Raw genomic sequence first — 16,496 nt, forward strand, 5'->3', positions numbered from 1 at the left:
AAATGGATTAAGGAAAATCCGATTACCAGTCCGCATAAGGAATAAGCGGCTGCGGCGGTAAGTCCATATCGCCCTGCCAGCCTGCAGCAGAGTAGCGCACATAAATTAGCGCATGGCTTGGGGTGTAATCTTTCGCTTCCTGAATATCCACGCCCATGCCCACAAACCAGTTGGAGGTGACCCGGCGTTCGATAATTGCCCGCGCGGTATAACCCGTCCCGGAGGAGGAGCTGCCGGTTTCCATCGCGCCACGGTCGGTATAGCGGCCTGGCTCATCGGTCGGGATCAGGCTCTGGATCGGGTAACGCAGCTCGTCTTTGGTTTTGGAGTGGGACCAGGACACCGAGCCACCCAGCTCCCAGGACCAGTTTTCCGTACGCTTACGCCAGGTCACCGGCAGCGCGAAGGAGACATACTCCTGCGGGCTGTAGTAGCCGCCCTGACCGAGGGAATAGCCGCTCAGATCCTTATCGTAGTGCCAGAGCATATTGGAGACACCGACCGTCAGGCGCTCGTTGTTTTTATTAATGAGCTTGTAGTAATAACCCGTCATCCAGCGGACGCGCCAGTTATCTTCCACATTTTTACCGGTCAGCGTTTCCGCGTTCAGGCTTGACCAGACGCCGTTCGCCTCGCCTTTGTCATAGCTGATGCTTACCCCGCCGCCCGTCGCGCGCACGCCGCCCCAGGTGGTGCCGGTATTGGTATCTTTTTGCCCGGCGAACGCCAGCAGAGAGCTGGAGATAGGCCGACGATGGGCGTTGACGGTGTAGCCGATGGGGCCTAAATCGCTGCTGTAGCTGATACCGCCCACCACGTCGACGACGTCAAAGCCCATTGGCGTGGTACCAATATCCATCGCCCAGGTTTTATTCTGCCAGCCAACGGCGACGCTGGCGCCGCTGTCGCTCTGGCTGGTGTTGCCGCTACACGGCGTGTCGTAGCAGGTCCCCCATTTAGGGTCGTAGGTTCCGTTATTGTTATCAAAGGTGCCGGCGTCCATGTTGACCAGATCGCTTCTGAAGAACATGCGCCCGTCAGAGAGTGGGGCGTCCACCTGGAGCATGGTGGTATGCGCTTTCAGGTCGGAATAGCCGCCCGTGCCGCTGGAGCCCCAGTAGTCGTGCTGCAGCGTGACGTTAACATCCTGCTGCCGGTACAAATCACCGGCGTCACTGCGCACGCCGCGCTTCAGCCAGTCATCTTTTTCATCGTTACGCGTCAGACGGGTGAAACTGTCATTGTCCACCGGACGCGTCGTGGTGATGCCGGACGACACCATCGCATCTTTATACGTCTCCAGCGCCTGCTGCGGCTGGCCGTTTTGCGTCTGGAAGCGGGCAGCATCACGCAGCACCAGCGCGCTTTCCATGGAGGCGGGCTGCGATTTAGCCTGCGGAATGATTTTGCTGAAGGTCTGTTCTGCGGCAGAGGAATCGCCCAGACCTGCCTGCGCCATCGCGATCCGGCGCTGCATATTGAGCGACGGCGGCTGGCCGTTTTGCGCTGCGGGCAGTTTCGCGAGCTCCGCACGGGCGGCATCTTTGTTACCTTCCGCGCTGTAAATTTCGGTCAGACCGAGGATCGCGTCTTCGTTCTGCGGCTCACGCTGCAGGACGGCGCTGTACGTCGTTTTCGCCGCGTTCAGATCGCCACGCTGCTGCGCCCAGTCCGCCAGCGTCAGGTCGATGCGGGTTGAGGCAGGCTGTTGACGCAGAAGATTTTCTGCCTCCTGCTCTTTGCCGCTGTCGCGCAGGCGGTTGGCGGTTTCCAGCACCTGATTGCTTTGCAGACGGTCGGCAAGCTCCTGAATATTGCCGTTCCACTGGCTGCGCGGCAGGGTATTCAGATGCGCCAGCGCGGCCCGGTCCTGATCGTTTCCGGACAGGTAGAGCCCGTTGGCATACACCTGCTCCGGGTCAGACGGTTTCTGGCTGGCAAGCTGGCGCATCAGGGTATCCGCCTGGCTGCGCTGGCCCGCGCTGTAGAGATCGCGCGAGAGACGATACGTTATCCAGACGTCACCGGGCGAGAGTGCCAGACGGCGACGCTGAATTTCTGCCGCCTGAGCGTATTTCCCCTGACTCTCCAGCTGTTCTGCCTGGGCGGAAAGCTGCTCGTTAGTCAGGCTACGCTCAATATCATCAATACTCCGGCGCTGGCTGGCAGAGAGCGACTGGATAAACTGCGAGGCTTTCTCCGGGGACTGCGCGCGGTAAACATTGGCAAGGCCGCGAACCGCATTGCTGTTGCTGCTGTCCATACGTAACGCCTGGCGGTAATAACGCTCCGCCGCGTCGTTATCTTTACGCGCGGCGGCAGCATCTCCCAGCCCCAGCACCGCATAGCTGTCGGTATTGTCGACGTTGCGCGCCTGCTGATAGTAACGCTCCGCCTGCGCCGGGTTATTCGCCTTCAGCGCCGCATCCCCCTGCTGGATCAGCAGCCAGTAGCGGTTAACCTTCAGCAAGCTGTCCCATTTCCCGCGGTTATCGCTCTGCGGATCGAGGGCAATCGCCTTTTCAAACTGTGCCACCGCGCGGGCGCGGTCGCCTTTCTGGGAATAGGCCTGCCCAAGGGCACCCACCGCTTCACTGTCGGCATGGTTGGCGCTGACGGCTTTTTGCAGCTCCGCCACCGCCTTACTCCCCTGCCCGGCATCCACTGCCGCCAGACCTTCCGCTTTCGCGCGGAACGCCGGGTCAGCGAGCTGCTTTTGCTGCGCCTCAAGCTGGGCGCGCGCCGCCGCGACGCTATCGCCGTCGCTGAAGACGGTCAGGTATTTTTGCAGCGCGGTGACGCTGGCGCTGCTGGCAGGCTGGTCTTTGATCTGCTCATACCACATGTCAGAGGCCTGGCCGCGGCCGCCGGTGGATTTAGCCATCTCCTGCAGCACCGCAAAGCCTTCATCACGGCGTCCGCTCTGGAACAGAAGCTGGGCCAGCGTCGTCTGGAGCTGGGTATTCCCGGGGCTGCTGCTGTTTATTTTTTTCAGCTGGTTGATGGCCGAAGCGCGACGGGCAGGATCTTTCGCCACCACATTCCAGTATTCCGTCGCCACGTCGCCGCCCGGCGGGTTGCCGTCAAAGAGCTTGTCATAGGCGGCAATCGCCTCCTGCGTGTGCCCTGTCGTAGCGAGTAAGCGCGCCTGCTGAAGCTGCTGGCGGCCATCCGGGGTGGAAAGCAGCATGGTATTGCGTGAGGACTGGTACGCGCCGGAGTCAGGGGCGATCCCCTTCAGGCGGTCCAGCTCTTTTTGCGCTCCGGCGTTATCGCCCTGGCGCAGCAGGTAGCGAAAGCGGGCGGCAATGACGTCAGGGTTGTTCGGATCGATCAGCTCAAGACGGTAGAGCGACTGACGAACCAAATCCTCGCGATGGGTCGATTCGCCCAGCCGGACCTGCTCCAGCAGCTGTTTCTGCTGCGGAGAGTTAACGGCCTGCGCCAGCGGCATCAGTGCCAGCCCAAGCGATAGAGTGAGTAGATTTACTGTGAACTTGCGCATTCCTGGCCCCAATCCGGTATTAATTCACCCTTAGCGGTGAAGCGAAAACGATGCTGATCCCATCCCTGACCAAAAAGAGTCAATACATAGCTGTAGTAGGCATTGTTATCGGGAAAATGATCTGCCACGCGCTGGCGCTGAACCGCCTGGGCATCGCGCTGCTGTAAAAACGGCAGCATCGCGGCAGAGAACCCGACCGGGCCATTGCCGGTGTGTTTACCCGTCGCTACATCCACTTTCTCCGGCGGCACGCCCTGTTTGATTGTCTTTGCCGCCATCGGCTGGAAGCGCGTCAGCAGCCGGGCTTTTTGAGGATCTTTATCGCTCATCATGCCCACCCAAAGATAGACACGGATGGCGTCATAGCCCCCTTCCAGCGTTTTATCCTGCTGTAGCTGCCAGCCTTTGTTTTTCTGATACTGCACCCAGTTCGGCGAGAATCCCTTCGGCGCGCTTTCCAGCAGCAGCCGCAGATTGGTTTCACGCAGCGTGGTCCACGGGGCACCGTAGCGGGTGAAATAGCTCGCTAACTGTGGAGGAAGGTAGCTGGGGTTAAAGCGCCAGGCGTTTTCTTCGGCAAAACCGACTTTACCGGGAAGCAGCATTGAGCCGAGCCCCGGCACTTTCACTACTTCCTCGCTGGCAATGCGTTTTAGCAGTGCCTTGCCCGTTTGGGTATAGTCCGGGTCTTTCCATAACCGGCCCGCTTCGAGCAGCGACCAGGCAATCCAGACATCGGCATCTGAGGCGGAGTTGGTATCAATCACCCCCCAGTTTTCTTTGTCTTTCTGTCCCCAGAGCCAGGCGGGCAGACGATCGTTGAGATTGCCGCTGGCGAGGTTATCGCGCGTCCACGTCAGCAGCTGGTCAAACGCCTTGCGATCGTTAGCGGCCAGGGCAAAGAACAACGCATAGCTTTGCCCTTCCGACGTTGTAATTTTGCGCGTGTCGCTCGGATCGATGACGCGCCCGCCCTCGCTGATGTAATCCTTTTTAAACTGCTCCCAGGCAGGCCAGGTACAGGCGGCGCGAAGAGGGATCGCCGCCAGCATCAACGCTGCGACTACACACCAGCGAAAGGCTTTCATCACGTCTTACTCATCCGGGTTAAGGCGACGACGGCTGATGATGCGCAGCAGACGCCACAGCACCCATGCCAGCAAGACCACGCTGACCGCAGCCAGGATGGCGAGCAGAACCGGATGGTTCGACAGCGCATACCACAGGCGCTCAAACCACGGCAGATGGCCGACGTAATACACATCACCCACGCGCAGGCTGTTGACGCCGGACTCGCGGATCACCGACACAGAACCAAACATCGCGGCACGTTTGCCGCTGTCGTTCATCGCGGTATTCAGCAGTTCATAGCCACGCGGGCTGTCCGCCAGCAGGGCTATCACGCTACGCTGATCGTTGAAAGGAGACTGGAAGCCCACCACCGCAGCCATCGCCCCCTGAGAGGTTACGGCCGTCTGCGCGCTGGCCTTACGGTCGTTCACGTCCGGCATAATGCTTGGGAACTCGGTCTGGCGAAGCGGCGTGTTAACCCACGACTCGGTGGCTTTCACCAGCAGGTCGATACGTTTTTCATCCTTCAGCTTGTCCGGGATGGTGCCGATCACCATGATATCCGCATCTTTGTTCTGGATCTGACTGCCATCGTCCGTCAACGTGACGTTAACTGCCGGTAATCCGGTTTGCGCGCCTACGGTTGCCATGGTGTCGAGCAGGGTCGTCACCTGACCTTCGTTTGGCGCTTTTGGCATCACCACAATGGATTCAGAGAGATCGGCCATGCGGCTGAACGGGAAACCTGCGTTAGCAAAGGCACGCAGATCCGGCATCGCCAGGAAATGGTAGTACTTCGAGAAGTCGATGGTCGACTCATCGCCGATCACAACGTGGTTTTGTACCGGCTGGAAGGTGATGCAGTTATCCACCGAACCGCCAGGCATCGGGTTCATGTACTGGAAATCAAAACGCAGTTGGTTGATCGCGCCAAGCTTCAGCGCCGGAATAGAGACGTCCGTTTTTCCGTCCAGCAGCCCCTGCAGCACCGGCAGGCGGAGCATCAGACGGTTGGTGTCCTGGGTACTTTGCAGACTGAACGATTGCAGGAACTGGTTGTTCAGGCTGATATCCATGCGCGAGCTGTCTTTCGTCGCCGGCGCGGTATAGCGGTAGTTGAGATTGATATCAATGCCGTTGGTGCGCAGCAGGTACAGATCCGGCGGCAGGTTCAGCGACAGGCTAATCGGCGATGGCTCCAGCCCGGACGCCTGCAGCTGCTCTTCATAGGTTTTTAGTTCACCAAACGTCACGGCGCGGTCGGTACGCACCCAGTTTGGCGCGTCATAAGGTTTACGCGCCAGCAGCGGCTTAACTTCGTCCACCACCACGCTGTTGCCGCGGAAAAGGACGTTGCCCTGAGCAATCGCCTTCGCGGCCTGGACCAGATCTTTATCATCACGACCAAAGACCACCAGCAGCTTCACGTACGGGTTATCCGGGTGGCTTACCATCTCAATGGTTGGCGCTTTGACTTCCGGGTGGTCGCGCAGGAAGCCCGGACGCTTCGCGTTGGTTGCAAAGACAATCGCGTTCCTGTCCGGCATTTTGTCATACATCACCGGGAAGTTCTGACCGCGCCAGCCGGAGCGGGAGCCAAACCAGGAGGCCACAATGGTCGCCGCCAGCTGCTCGGTCACGTCAGGGGACGATGCAAACACCATCGGCAGCGTGAGCGGACGGTTATCACGCGGGTCGAAGAACGGAACCGGGAACGCCGACAGATCGTTTTTCAGCGCCAGCGGCTGGTAGGTCATCTGCAGCGAGGAGTTACGCCCGACGTCCAGCCACAGCGTGTTGCTGGCGGGGTTTTCGCAGACATCGCGGTAGTGACCAACAAACTCCAGACGGATACGGTTAAAGTCGGTGATGAAGAGCGGGTTAATCGGCACCTGCGCCTGTGTTTTCTTACCCAGCTGCTCTTTGGTCACCGGCAGAACGTCCATCAGTTCATCGTTCAGGTAGACCTTCAGCTGAGACTGCGTCGGCAGCAGGGATGGCGACGGGGTGTATTCAAGGTTCAGTACCGCATTTGAAACAACCTCATCGCTGCGCATACCAAATTCAATGCTGCCGTTAGGGTTGACGCCGCGCAGCACCATGCTGCCCGGCGGCGGCGCGATTTGCGCGAAGGTCAGCTTCACGTCCCGCGACGGCACATTATCCGCGACAACGGGCGCGTTAGCCCCCCGCACGCCCGGCATCACCTGCCCGATGACCGGATTCTCGACCGGCAGGGTGTTCCCCTCCGTTGGCTGGTTCGGAATGATGTTTTCTGTTTGACCGGGTGCCGCCGTAACAACCGGATCGGTTGCCTGCGCGACGACAGGGACCGTCGGCGCAGGCGTCGCCGCTGCGTTACCGGGTGCTGCGTTAGCCATTGTTGCGGGAAGTGCACTCACTCCCATTGCCACTGCACATAACCAGGAAAGTTTTGTTTTCATCGCGTTATCATCATTGTTGAGCCATAACCGGGTCCGCCTGCTTCGTCTCATCCCGCTCGGGACGACGAGGAATGAACGACACGACCCAGGAAACCAGCGAAGTAAGTGACCGGAAAATTAATTTCACCGACGACGGGGCAAATTCTGCAAGGTGACGATAGCCACGGAACCCCAGCTTCAGAATATCCAGCAGGCTTTCCAGTGGTTTATCTTCCGGGAAGCTGTCCTGCCAGAGAGCCCATGTATCCGCACGGGCAAACGTACACTGCACAAAATCAATGTGTTGCTTTTTGGTCAACGGCATCAGCTGCAGACCCACTTCACTGCCTGCCACACGCACAACCTGCGTCGGGAAGACATACTCCTGCTGACCGCGCTTAAGCAGCAGGTTAACCTTCTGCCCTTCCAGCACTTTCGCCTGGCCGTTGATTTTGATCCCCAGGCCACCGTCAGAGAAGTCGTGCACCGTACAGGAGAAGAGGTGACCATCTTCACGGGCGATCGCCGCAGGCATGCAGATTTCAACGCGATGCGCGCGACGAACCTGTTTACTCTCTACCGACACCGCCACCGCGCCGCCGAGGATAATCAGGTTGTAGAACACCCAGGCCATACTGACGAAGACGGTCAGGATTTCGTTTTCCGGGCCGTAGAAGTAGCGCCAGATACCGGCGATCACGCCGACAATATTCAGCAGCACGAGGAAGATATACGGGCGGGAGATCACCCAGTCGACGTACTCTTCTTCCACCAGCCCGCCCTTCGCGGTGACGTTGAATTTCCCTTTGTGCGGGTTAATCAGCGCGACCATCGTCGGCGGCGCGATGTACCACGCCAGCACCGTTTCGTAGATTTCACTCCAGAAGGAGTGCCGGTATTTGCCCTGAATCTTCGAGTTCGTCAGGCTCGCGTGGATCATGTGCGGCAGAACGAACAGCGCAATCATCAGCGCGGGGGCGTAAATGATATAGGCGTGAAGGAGCAGGAACGCCAGCGGCGCGGTCAGGAAGATCAGCCGCGGGATGCCGGACAAGAAGTGGAACATGGCGTTGACGTAGCAGAGACGTTGCGCCAGCTTGAGCCCTTTGCCTATCAGCGGGTTATCGAGGCGGAAAATCTGCACCATGCCGCGCGCCCAGCGAATACGCTGACCGATGTGCGCGGAGAGAGATTCCGTCGCCAGACCGGCGGCCTGAGGGATACGCATATAGGCAGAGGTATAGCCCCGACGGTGCAGGCGCAGCGAGGTATGCGCATCTTCCGTTACCGTTTCAACGGCTATTCCGCCGATTTCATCCAGCGGCTTACGGCGGATAACCGCGCAGGAGCCGCAGAAGAAGGTGGCATCCCACATGTCGTTCCCGTCCTGCACCAGCCCATAGAACAGCGTGCCTTCGTTCGGGGTTTTGCGGAAGCGGCCAAGGTTACGTTCAAACGGGTCCGGCGAGAAGAAGTGGTGCGGCGTCTGCATCATCGCCAGCTCTTTCTCTTTCAGGAACCAGCCCATGGTCATCTGCAGGAACGAGCGCGTCGGCACGTGGTCACAGTCAAAAATCGAGACGAACTCCCCGGAGGCATACTTCAGGGCGTTGTTGATGTTCCCCGCCTTAGCGTGTTCATGCGTCGGGCGGGCGATGTACTCAACGCCGACCTCCTCCGCGAACTGGCGAAACGCCGGACGGTTGCCGTCATCCAGGATCCAGACTTTGAGCTTATCTTTCGGCCAGTCGATGCCCAGCGCGGCATAGATGGTGTTTTTCACCACGCTCAGGTCTTCGTTGTAGGTCGGGACGAAGAGATCGACGGTCGGCCACTGCGTGGTGTCTTTAGGCAGCGGAACCGGCTGGCGGTTGAGCGGCCAGATCACCTGGAAATAGCCTAGCACCAGCACAATCCACGCGTAGGTCTCAGCAAAAAGCAGCACCAGACCGCACACCAGGCTGACCGGGTCGTCCCAGTTCAGCGTTGAGGTGTAACGCCACCAGATGTAGCGGCAGGAAACCGTCAGCGACAGCACAATCAGCATCAGCGCCGAGAAACGGCCCGGAATACGACGAACCAGCAACGCCACGCCCCACAGCAAGATCAGGAAGATGAATTGCGCCAGCGGGTTGAAAGGTTGCGTAATACAGACCAGCGCCAGAATGAGCGAGAACACGACAATCACGCCGAGAATAAAACGCCGCAAGCCTGGGTGGAGATGCCCAAGCTCTTTATGGTTATCCAGATGGCTGGTCTTATCGCTGACGCTAGCGGGCAGTTTATCCAGCCACTGGTGATAGCGTTCACGTAACTGCTGTACGCGGGAATAGCTGCGCCAGTGCGGCGTTATTTTCTCCGTTCGGGATGACGATATTGCCAGCCAGACGGCCTGAATAAGATAGCGCGCCGGGTCCAAAGGCCGTGGTCGGTCGGGGTTAATGTGTGGGTATAATTCGCCGTGACGCGCACGGATGCGCTGCCAGCGCGGGTGCTCGAGTGGAATGAACGTCCAGGCCAGAATCAGCCAGAAACAGCCGAGCGCGGCACTGAATGCCGGAGCACCATGCCGGCGAAAGTGCCGGTAATGGTCGCTCAAACGCGAACTGACCGGCGGGATGAGAAGCCAGCTGGCGAGTCGACTCATACCGAACTCCCGGCAGGCTCCGCCTTGCTGGCGAAGTTCAGCAGACACCAGTTCGCCAGCGTCAGGATCTCTTCTGCTGCCAGCGAGTCGCTGCGGTATTCGCCCAGCGGCTGCTTGGAGGCGAGGCATTCCGCCATCCCCTCATCCCGATGAATCACAATGGGAAGCAGGCGGCGCTGGCTTTGCAGCCACACCTGATAGAGGTCGTCCTGGATTTGGCTACCGATACGTAAATCGTTAATCAGGAGGTGTGCGTTCTGAGGCAGCCCCTGCTGATGCAGGCGAATATGGCAGTTCGCATCGACGTTCACCACGGAAAGTACATGATCGCACTGGGCGATGAGCTGCCGGGTCAGCGTCCCGGCGCCGTGCGGCAGATCCAGCAGGATCCACTGGTAGTGCCCCTTTTCTTTCAGGCTCTGCAGCGCAAGCGTGAACTGCGAAAACAGACGCTGATAGGCGGCTTCATTCTCGCGTTCTGTGGTGGTCAGTTGGCCAAAAGGCAGTAAATCCAGCTGGGAGGTATAGCGTAGCCCCGCATCCCGCCAGTCTTTGTCATCAAGCAGCGCGCGGGCCCAGCCCTCTTCGCGAGTGAAATCGACGTTGAACGACATACGCAGCAAATTATCGGCGCAGGCGTCAATCACCAGCACCGATTCACCTAAAAGCTGTAATGACCACGCCAGCGCCGCGGTAACAGATGTGGTACCCACACCGCCACGGACGCCCTGTAATCCGAGTATGGCCATCAATGGCTCCCTTAATGTTGATGGGCGAATTCAGCTAATAACGGCCAGCGTTTAATAGCAGCAGCCAACTGTTCCCGCTGGGAAATATCGGTGTAATCTATTTCAGGTAGAGAAAAGGCCTGCGCCAGCGCCAGAAAATCGTTTTGGAATGTGTAACCCAGAGTCGAGTCGACTGGGGTTGCAGGTTCGTTATTATCCATTCTTATTCCATCCCTTTGAGGAAAATCGCACGCTCGGAAGTTGCGGGGCATCCTGCCCTGACAAATTTCATTTACATGCTAAATCTGATGTTCTTTAATTTCAATGTTAGGTTTATTTCTACGCTTTCGCTAGTAAACTGAGATACAGGCAAATTAGACGAAAAGAGGGACATCGTGGACTCCATATTTTCTATTGGCATCCAGTCATTATGGGACGAATTGAGCCACATGCCAGTCGGTGGAGTCTGGTGGATTAATACGGATCGTAATGAAGACGCTATCAGCCTGGTAAACCAGACAATTGCCGCTCAGGATAAGGATTCCCGCGTGGCCGTCATTAGCATGGGCGAAGAGCCGAAGAAAATTATTACGCTCGAAAGCGACAGCGGCCCCCAGAAAGTACGTTTGTTTTCTATGTCAGCGGAAGCGGATAGTCTATACTTTTTGTCCCGCGACGTTCAGTGCTCTATAGATCCGGATCACTATTTAGTGATTCTTAAATGTGCAAATAACATACTGCAAAATATTCCTGCTGAAAAACTGCTGTCGTGGCTGGAAAAAATCAATAAATGGGCAAAGTTTCAAAATTGCACGCTATTGGTCGTCAACCCCGGCAGTAATAATGACAAGCTGTTCTCACTTTTGATGGGCGAATATCGCTCCCTGTTCGGACTGGCAAGTCTTCGTGACCAGGCAGGCAGCTATCTCTACGATATTGCCTTCTGGTGCAATGAAAAGGGCGTGAGCGCCAGGCAACAGCTGACTCTTAAACATATTGAGGGGAAATGGCACCTGGCACAGCAGGAAGAAACCGTGGTGCAGCCGCGCAGCGATGAAAAGCGCATCCTGAGCCATATTGCGGTTTTAGAGGGCGCGCCCGCGCTTTCGGAAAACTGGACACTGTTTGAGTCTAACGAAGCGCTTTTTCATGAAGCCCGCACCACCCAGGCAGCCACCCTCGTTTTCTCGTTGATGCAGAATAATCAGATTGAAACGCTGGCGAGACAAATTCACACCCTGCGCCGCCAGCGCGGCAGCGCGTTAAAAATTGTGGTACGCGAAAATAATACCAGCCTGCGCGCTACCGATGAGCGTCTGCTTCTGGGCTGCGGGGCAAATATGGTGATCCCCTGGAATGCGCCACTGTCACGCTGCCTGACGCTTATTGAAAGCGTTCAGGGTCAGCAGTTCAGTCGCCATGTCCCGGAAGATATCTCCACGCTGCTCTCCATGACCCAGCCGATGAAGCTGCGTGGCTACCAGAAATGGGATACGTTCTGCGATGCCGTCGGCAACATGATGAGCAACACGTTACTTCCGGCGGACGGGAAAGGGGTTATGGTTGCCCTGCGGCCGGTCCCGGGCATTCGCGTTGAGCAGGCGCTCACCCTGTGTCGCCCGAACCGTACAGGGGACATCATGACCATTGGCGACAATCGCCTGGTGCTGTTTTTGTCGTTTTGCCGGGTCAACGATCTTGATACCGCGCTTAACCACATCTTCCCCCTGCCTACCGGGGATATTTTCTCGAACCGTATGATTTGGTTCGAAGATAATGCTATCAGCGCAGAGCTGGTGCAAATGCGCGCTCTCCAGCCTGAACAATGGGTTAAACCGCTCGCAATTACGAGCGATGTAAAACCGCTCCTCAATGCCAGACATGACGGACATGTCTGGCGTCGGGTTCCGGAACCCCTTCGCTTATTAACTGAGAACGGGGAGAACGCACCATCATGAATATCAGCGATATCATCCAACTGGTCGTATTCTGCGCGCTGATCTTTTTCCCGCTTGGCTACTATGCACGCCATTCCATACGCCGTATCCGTGATACGGCCAGAGTGATGTTTGTAAAACCTCGCTATGTAAAACCAGCCGGAACACTGACACGGGCATCACACGTCAAGGCAGACCGTAAACATGACTAATTCTTCCTATACCGCTTCGTCACCCTCGCCGCTCTGGCAATACTGGCGCGGCCTTTCCGGCTGGAACTTCTACTTTCTGGTGAAGTTTGGCCTGCTTTGGGCAGGTTATCTGAATTTCCATCCCCTGCTTAACCTGGTGTTTATGGCCTTCCTGCTGATGCCTCTGCCGAACATCAGGCTGCATCGTTTACGCCATTGGGTGGCCATCCCCATCGGCTTTGCGCTGTTCTGGCACGATACCTGGCTGCCTGGTCCGGAAAGCATAATGAGCCAGGGATCGCAGGTCGCGGGCTTTAGCGCAGACTATATGCTTGACCTGGTTGAGCGTTTCATTAACTGGCAGATGATTGGCGCCGTCTTTGTCCTGCTGGTTGCCTGGCTGTTCCTGTCTCAGTGGATCCGCGTCACGGTGTTTGTCGTCGCCATTATGATCTGGCTTAACGTGCTGACGCTGGCGGGGCCAAGCTTTTCGCTGTGGCCTGCCGGCCAGCCGACGACAACGGTGACCACGACGGGAGGAAGCGCAGCGGCTACCGTTACAACGGCAGGCGATACGCCGGTGGTGGGCGATATTCCAGCGCAGACTGCACCGCCGACCTCCACCAATCTTAATGCCTGGCTCTCCAGCTTCTATACCGCTGAAGATAAGCGACAGACGAAATTCCCGGATGCGCTGCCAGCCGATGCGCAGCCGTTTGAGCTGCTGGTGATTAACATCTGTTCCCTCTCCTGGGCCGACGTGGATGCCGCCGGTTTGATGTCTCACCCGCTGTGGTCCCACTTTGACATCCAGTTTAAAGATTTTAACTCTGCCACCTCATACAGCGGCCCGGCGGCAATCCGCCTGCTGCGAGCAAGCTGCGGTCAGGCATCGCATAAAAACCTGTATCAGCCCGCTGGCAACCAGTGTTATTTGTTCGATAATCTCGCGAAGCTGGGCTTTACGCAGCACCTGATGCTGGGGCATAACGGTCAGTTCGGTAACTTCCTGAAAGAGGTACGTGAACAGGGTGGCATGCAGGCGCCACTGATGGATCAAACCGGTCTTCCCGTTACGCTGCTGGGCTTCGATGGCTCGCCGGTTTATGACGATACTGCCGTGCTGCAGCGCTGGCTGCAGACCATCGAAAAAGACAGTAATCCGCGCAGTGCAACGTTCTATAACACCCTGCCGCTTCACGACGGTAACCACTTCCCGGGGGTGAGTAAAACGGCGGATTACAAAGTGCGGGCGCAGAAATTCTTCGACGAGCTGGACGCGTTCTTCACGGAGCTGGAAAAATCTGGCCGTAAAGTGATGGTGGTCGTGGTACCTGAGCACGGTGGCGCGCTGAAAGGCGACAGAATGCAGGTATCCGGTCTGCGCGATATCCCAAGCCCGTCCATTACCAACGTGCCTGCAGGCATTAAATTCTTTGGTATGAAGGCACCGCACCAGGGCGCACCAATTGAGATTACCCAGCCAAGCAGCTATCTGGCGATTTCAGAACTGGTTGCCCGCGCCGTTGACGGGAAGCTGTTTGTGGAAGATAGCGTGAACTGGGATCAGCTCACCAGCAACCTGCCGCAAACGGCTGAAGTCTCCGAGAACGCCAACGCGGTAGTGATTCAGTATCAGAACAAACCGTACGTTCGCCTGAACGGCGGGGACTGGGTACCGTATCCGCAGTAACTGATTTACCCCTCTTCCCACAGGGGAGAGGGGATAGTCAGTGCGTCATTATTGCGCTGAAATCCACACCTGCATTTTCAGACTTGCCGAATCGTCGTCGTCTTTAGAGGTGATTTCGGGCTCTCCGGAAGGCTGCCCCATCGTTAAATGCCAGGGTAGCGCAGAGGGATTGTCGCATCGTTCACTCCATCCGGTTATTCGGCGCTTCGCAGGGAAATCTCACCGCCCACCCAGGGCTTGATCGCGCCATCCTGCTCCAGAAGCAGCGCGCCCTGTGCGTCAATACCGCGGGAAATGCCGTAAATCTCTTTATCACCAATCAGCAGCTTCACCGGACGGTTGATGAAGTTATCCAGCTTTTCCCAACGAGACAGGAACGGTGCCAGGCCTTCCTGTTCAAAAAGCGTGAGTGAGCTGCGCAGCTCTTTAATCATGCGCACGGCAAGGGTGTTACGATCGATGACGATCCCCGCCTCCTGGAGATTGGTCCAGGCCTGATTCACCACATCATCCTGGACAGTACGCATCACCATATTGAGGCCCGCGCCAATAACAATTTGCGCCGCATCACCGGTTTTACCCGTCAGTTCGACCAGAATACCGGCAAGTTTACGATCGTTAAGGTACAGATCGTTTGGCCACTTAACTCGGACCCGATCGGCACCCAGATCGTGCAGCACTTCCGCCATGACGATACCAATGACCAGACTCAGGCCAATGGCTGCGGCAGGCCCCTGCTCCAGACGCCAGTACATGGACAGATAGAGATTGGCGCCAAATGGCGAGAACCATTTGCGACCGCGACGGCCACGACCGGCCTGCTGGTATTCAGCAACACAGGCATCGCCGGACGAGAGTTCGCTCAGCCGATCCATAAGGTACTGGTTCGTCGAATCAATCACCGGCAGCACCGCAACGTTGCCGTGTCCAAGCTGGCTGCGGATGACGTCTTCATTCAGCAATTGAATTGGCTCCGGCAGGCTGTAGCCTTTTCCCGGCACCGTGAACACATCGACGCCCCAGTCGCGAAGCGTCTGGATATGCTTGTTAATGCCGGCACGGCTCATGCCCAGCTGCTCGCCCAGCTGTTCGCCAGAGTGAAACTCCCCGTCAGCAAGGATGCTAATCAGGGTTAACGGAATGGTATTGTCCTTCACGCAATGGTCTCCACGGCATTCACTTCACCTGTGCGGCCAATGAAGCGGACTTCTGGCTCCAGCCAGACGTTAAACTTTTCGCCCACACGTTGACGAACATAATGCGCCAGCTGTACAACATCATCGCTGGTCGCATCGCGTTGATTAATCAGTACCAGAGCCTGCTGCTGGTGAACGGCAGCGCCACCTACGGACGTGCCTTTTAACTGGCATTGATCGATCAGCCAGCCAGCGGCCAGCTTCACGCTGCCATCTGCCTGAGGATAATGTGGCGCAGTGGGCCATCCTTCAAGAAAGGCTTTTGCATTTTCGCTGCTAATAACCGGATTTTTGAAGAAGCTTCCTGCATTTCCGTTTACTTTCGGATCGGGAAGTTTGGTCATTCGCATATGGCAAACTGAGTCAAATACGTCGCGAGGAGTGACGGTTGCCGGATCGAGACGCGTTAAATCGCCATAGGTCAGCACCGGCTGCCAGTTCTTTGGCAGACGCAGGCCCACGGCGACAATCACGTAGCGATCCTGATATTCATGCTTGAAGATACTGTCACGATAACCAAACCGACACTGTTCTGCCGTTAAGCGCTTAGCCGTTCCGGTCGCCAGTTCGATGCAGTCGACATATTCACAGACATGTTTCAGTTCGATGCCGTAGGCACCGATGTTTTGGATGGGTGACGATCCGGCGCAGCCTGGGATCAGCGCCAGGTTTTCCAGACCCGGCATCCCTTTTTCGAGGGTAAATTGCACCAGCTGATGCCAGTTTTCTCCGGCCCCCACGTGCAGATGCCAGCTATCGGCATGCTCTTCCACACCAATGCCCATGATGCGGTTAACGATCACCGTTCCCGCATAATCGTCAAGAAACAGGACATTGCTTCCTTCGCCCAGAATCAGTACGGGTTCGTTATTTTCTGTTGCGCTTTGCCATGCATCCAGCAGCTGCTGTGCAGTATCGGCACGTACAATTTGATTAGCATTACGTTGAATGCCAAAGGTATTCCAGGGCTTAAGGGAGTGGTTCATAGACGCTATCCTGATGCAAAAACGCAGGTAGTTTACCGTATAAGCAGGGCGTTGGGGGATTAGTTTGTGCAGCGCAGAAACGCAAAAAGGCCATCCTTTCGGATGGCCTCTTCACTTAA

At 57.1% G+C, this 16,496-nt stretch carries 11 protein-coding genes; 3 read left to right on the forward strand and 8 right to left on the reverse strand.

Annotation, left to right across the window (positions count from 1 at the left end):
• Positions 1–22: 22 nt before the first annotated feature.
• The 6 genes from bcsC to bcsR are packed head-to-tail and all read right to left on the reverse strand — an operon-like array spanning position 23 to position 10,595.
• The gene (gene bcsC / locus IM284_RS12180) at positions 23–3,505 is read right to left on the reverse strand and encodes a cellulose synthase complex outer membrane protein BcsC (protein WP_047367230.1); all 3,483 of its coding nucleotides are present in this window, start codon (positions 3,503–3,505) and stop codon (positions 23–25) included.
• Positions 3,487–4,593 carry a cellulose synthase complex periplasmic endoglucanase BcsZ gene (gene bcsZ / locus IM284_RS12185; RefSeq protein WP_047363559.1) on the reverse strand — a complete coding sequence of 369 codons (1,107 nt, stop codon included), beginning with the start codon at positions 4,591–4,593 and terminating at the stop codon, positions 3,487–3,489. The genes bcsC and bcsZ overlap by 19 nt, the downstream gene beginning before the upstream one ends.
• A 6-nt stretch (positions 4,594–4,599) precedes the next feature.
• The gene (gene bcsB, locus IM284_RS12190; RefSeq protein ID WP_047367231.1) at positions 4,600–7,020 is read right to left on the reverse strand and encodes a cellulose biosynthesis cyclic di-GMP-binding regulatory protein BcsB; all 2,421 of its coding nucleotides are present in this window, start codon (positions 7,018–7,020) and stop codon (positions 4,600–4,602) included.
• 10 nt (positions 7,021–7,030) lie between these two features.
• Positions 7,031–9,646 carry a UDP-forming cellulose synthase catalytic subunit gene (bcsA, locus tag IM284_RS12195; protein WP_028014759.1) on the reverse strand — a complete coding sequence of 872 codons (2,616 nt, stop codon included), beginning with the start codon at positions 9,644–9,646 and terminating at the stop codon, positions 7,031–7,033.
• Positions 9,643–10,395, reverse strand: coding sequence for a cellulose biosynthesis protein BcsQ (gene bcsQ, locus IM284_RS12200; protein WP_028014760.1), 753 nt, complete (start codon positions 10,393–10,395; stop codon positions 9,643–9,645). Before bcsQ ends, bcsA begins: the two co-directional genes overlap by 4 nt.
• A gap of 11 nt (positions 10,396–10,406) precedes the next feature.
• The gene (gene bcsR, locus IM284_RS12205; RefSeq protein ID WP_028014761.1) at positions 10,407–10,595 is read right to left on the reverse strand and encodes a cellulose biosynthesis protein BcsR; all 189 of its coding nucleotides are present in this window, start codon (positions 10,593–10,595) and stop codon (positions 10,407–10,409) included.
• A gap of 174 nt (positions 10,596–10,769) precedes the next feature.
• Between bcsR and bcsE the strand changes: the two genes are divergently transcribed.
• Genes bcsE through bcsG form a run of 3 tightly spaced genes read left to right on the forward strand, consistent with a single transcriptional unit; the run spans position 10,770 to position 14,195 of the window.
• Complete coding sequence (bcsE, locus tag IM284_RS12210; RefSeq protein ID WP_047367232.1) at positions 10,770–12,332, forward strand: cellulose biosynthesis c-di-GMP-binding protein BcsE; 1,563 nt, start codon at positions 10,770–10,772, stop codon at positions 12,330–12,332.
• Positions 12,329–12,523 carry a cellulose biosynthesis protein BcsF gene (gene bcsF / locus IM284_RS12215; protein WP_072201618.1) on the forward strand — a complete coding sequence of 65 codons (195 nt, stop codon included), beginning with the start codon at positions 12,329–12,331 and terminating at the stop codon, positions 12,521–12,523. Before bcsE ends, bcsF begins: the two co-directional genes overlap by 4 nt.
• A complete protein-coding gene (gene bcsG / locus IM284_RS12220; protein WP_047367233.1) occupies positions 12,516–14,195 on the forward strand; it encodes a cellulose biosynthesis protein BcsG in 1,680 nt (559 codons plus the stop codon). Before bcsF ends, bcsG begins: the two co-directional genes overlap by 8 nt.
• Before the next feature lie 194 nt (positions 14,196–14,389).
• Here bcsG and birA read toward each other — a convergent pair whose 3' ends face one another.
• Complete coding sequence (gene birA / locus IM284_RS12225) at positions 14,390–15,352, reverse strand: bifunctional biotin--[acetyl-CoA-carboxylase] ligase/biotin operon repressor BirA (protein WP_047363553.1); 963 nt, start codon at positions 15,350–15,352, stop codon at positions 14,390–14,392.
• On the reverse strand, positions 15,349–16,377 hold the full coding sequence (gene murB / locus IM284_RS12230; protein WP_047367234.1) for a UDP-N-acetylmuramate dehydrogenase: 1,029 nt from the start codon (positions 16,375–16,377) through the stop codon (positions 15,349–15,351). Before murB ends, birA begins: the two co-directional genes overlap by 4 nt.
• Positions 16,378–16,496: the final 119 nt, after the last annotated feature.

The organism is Enterobacter cloacae complex sp. P12RS (assembly GCF_014895875.1).
GTDB classification, from domain to species: domain Bacteria; phylum Pseudomonadota; class Gammaproteobacteria; order Enterobacterales; family Enterobacteriaceae; genus Enterobacter; species Enterobacter bugandensis.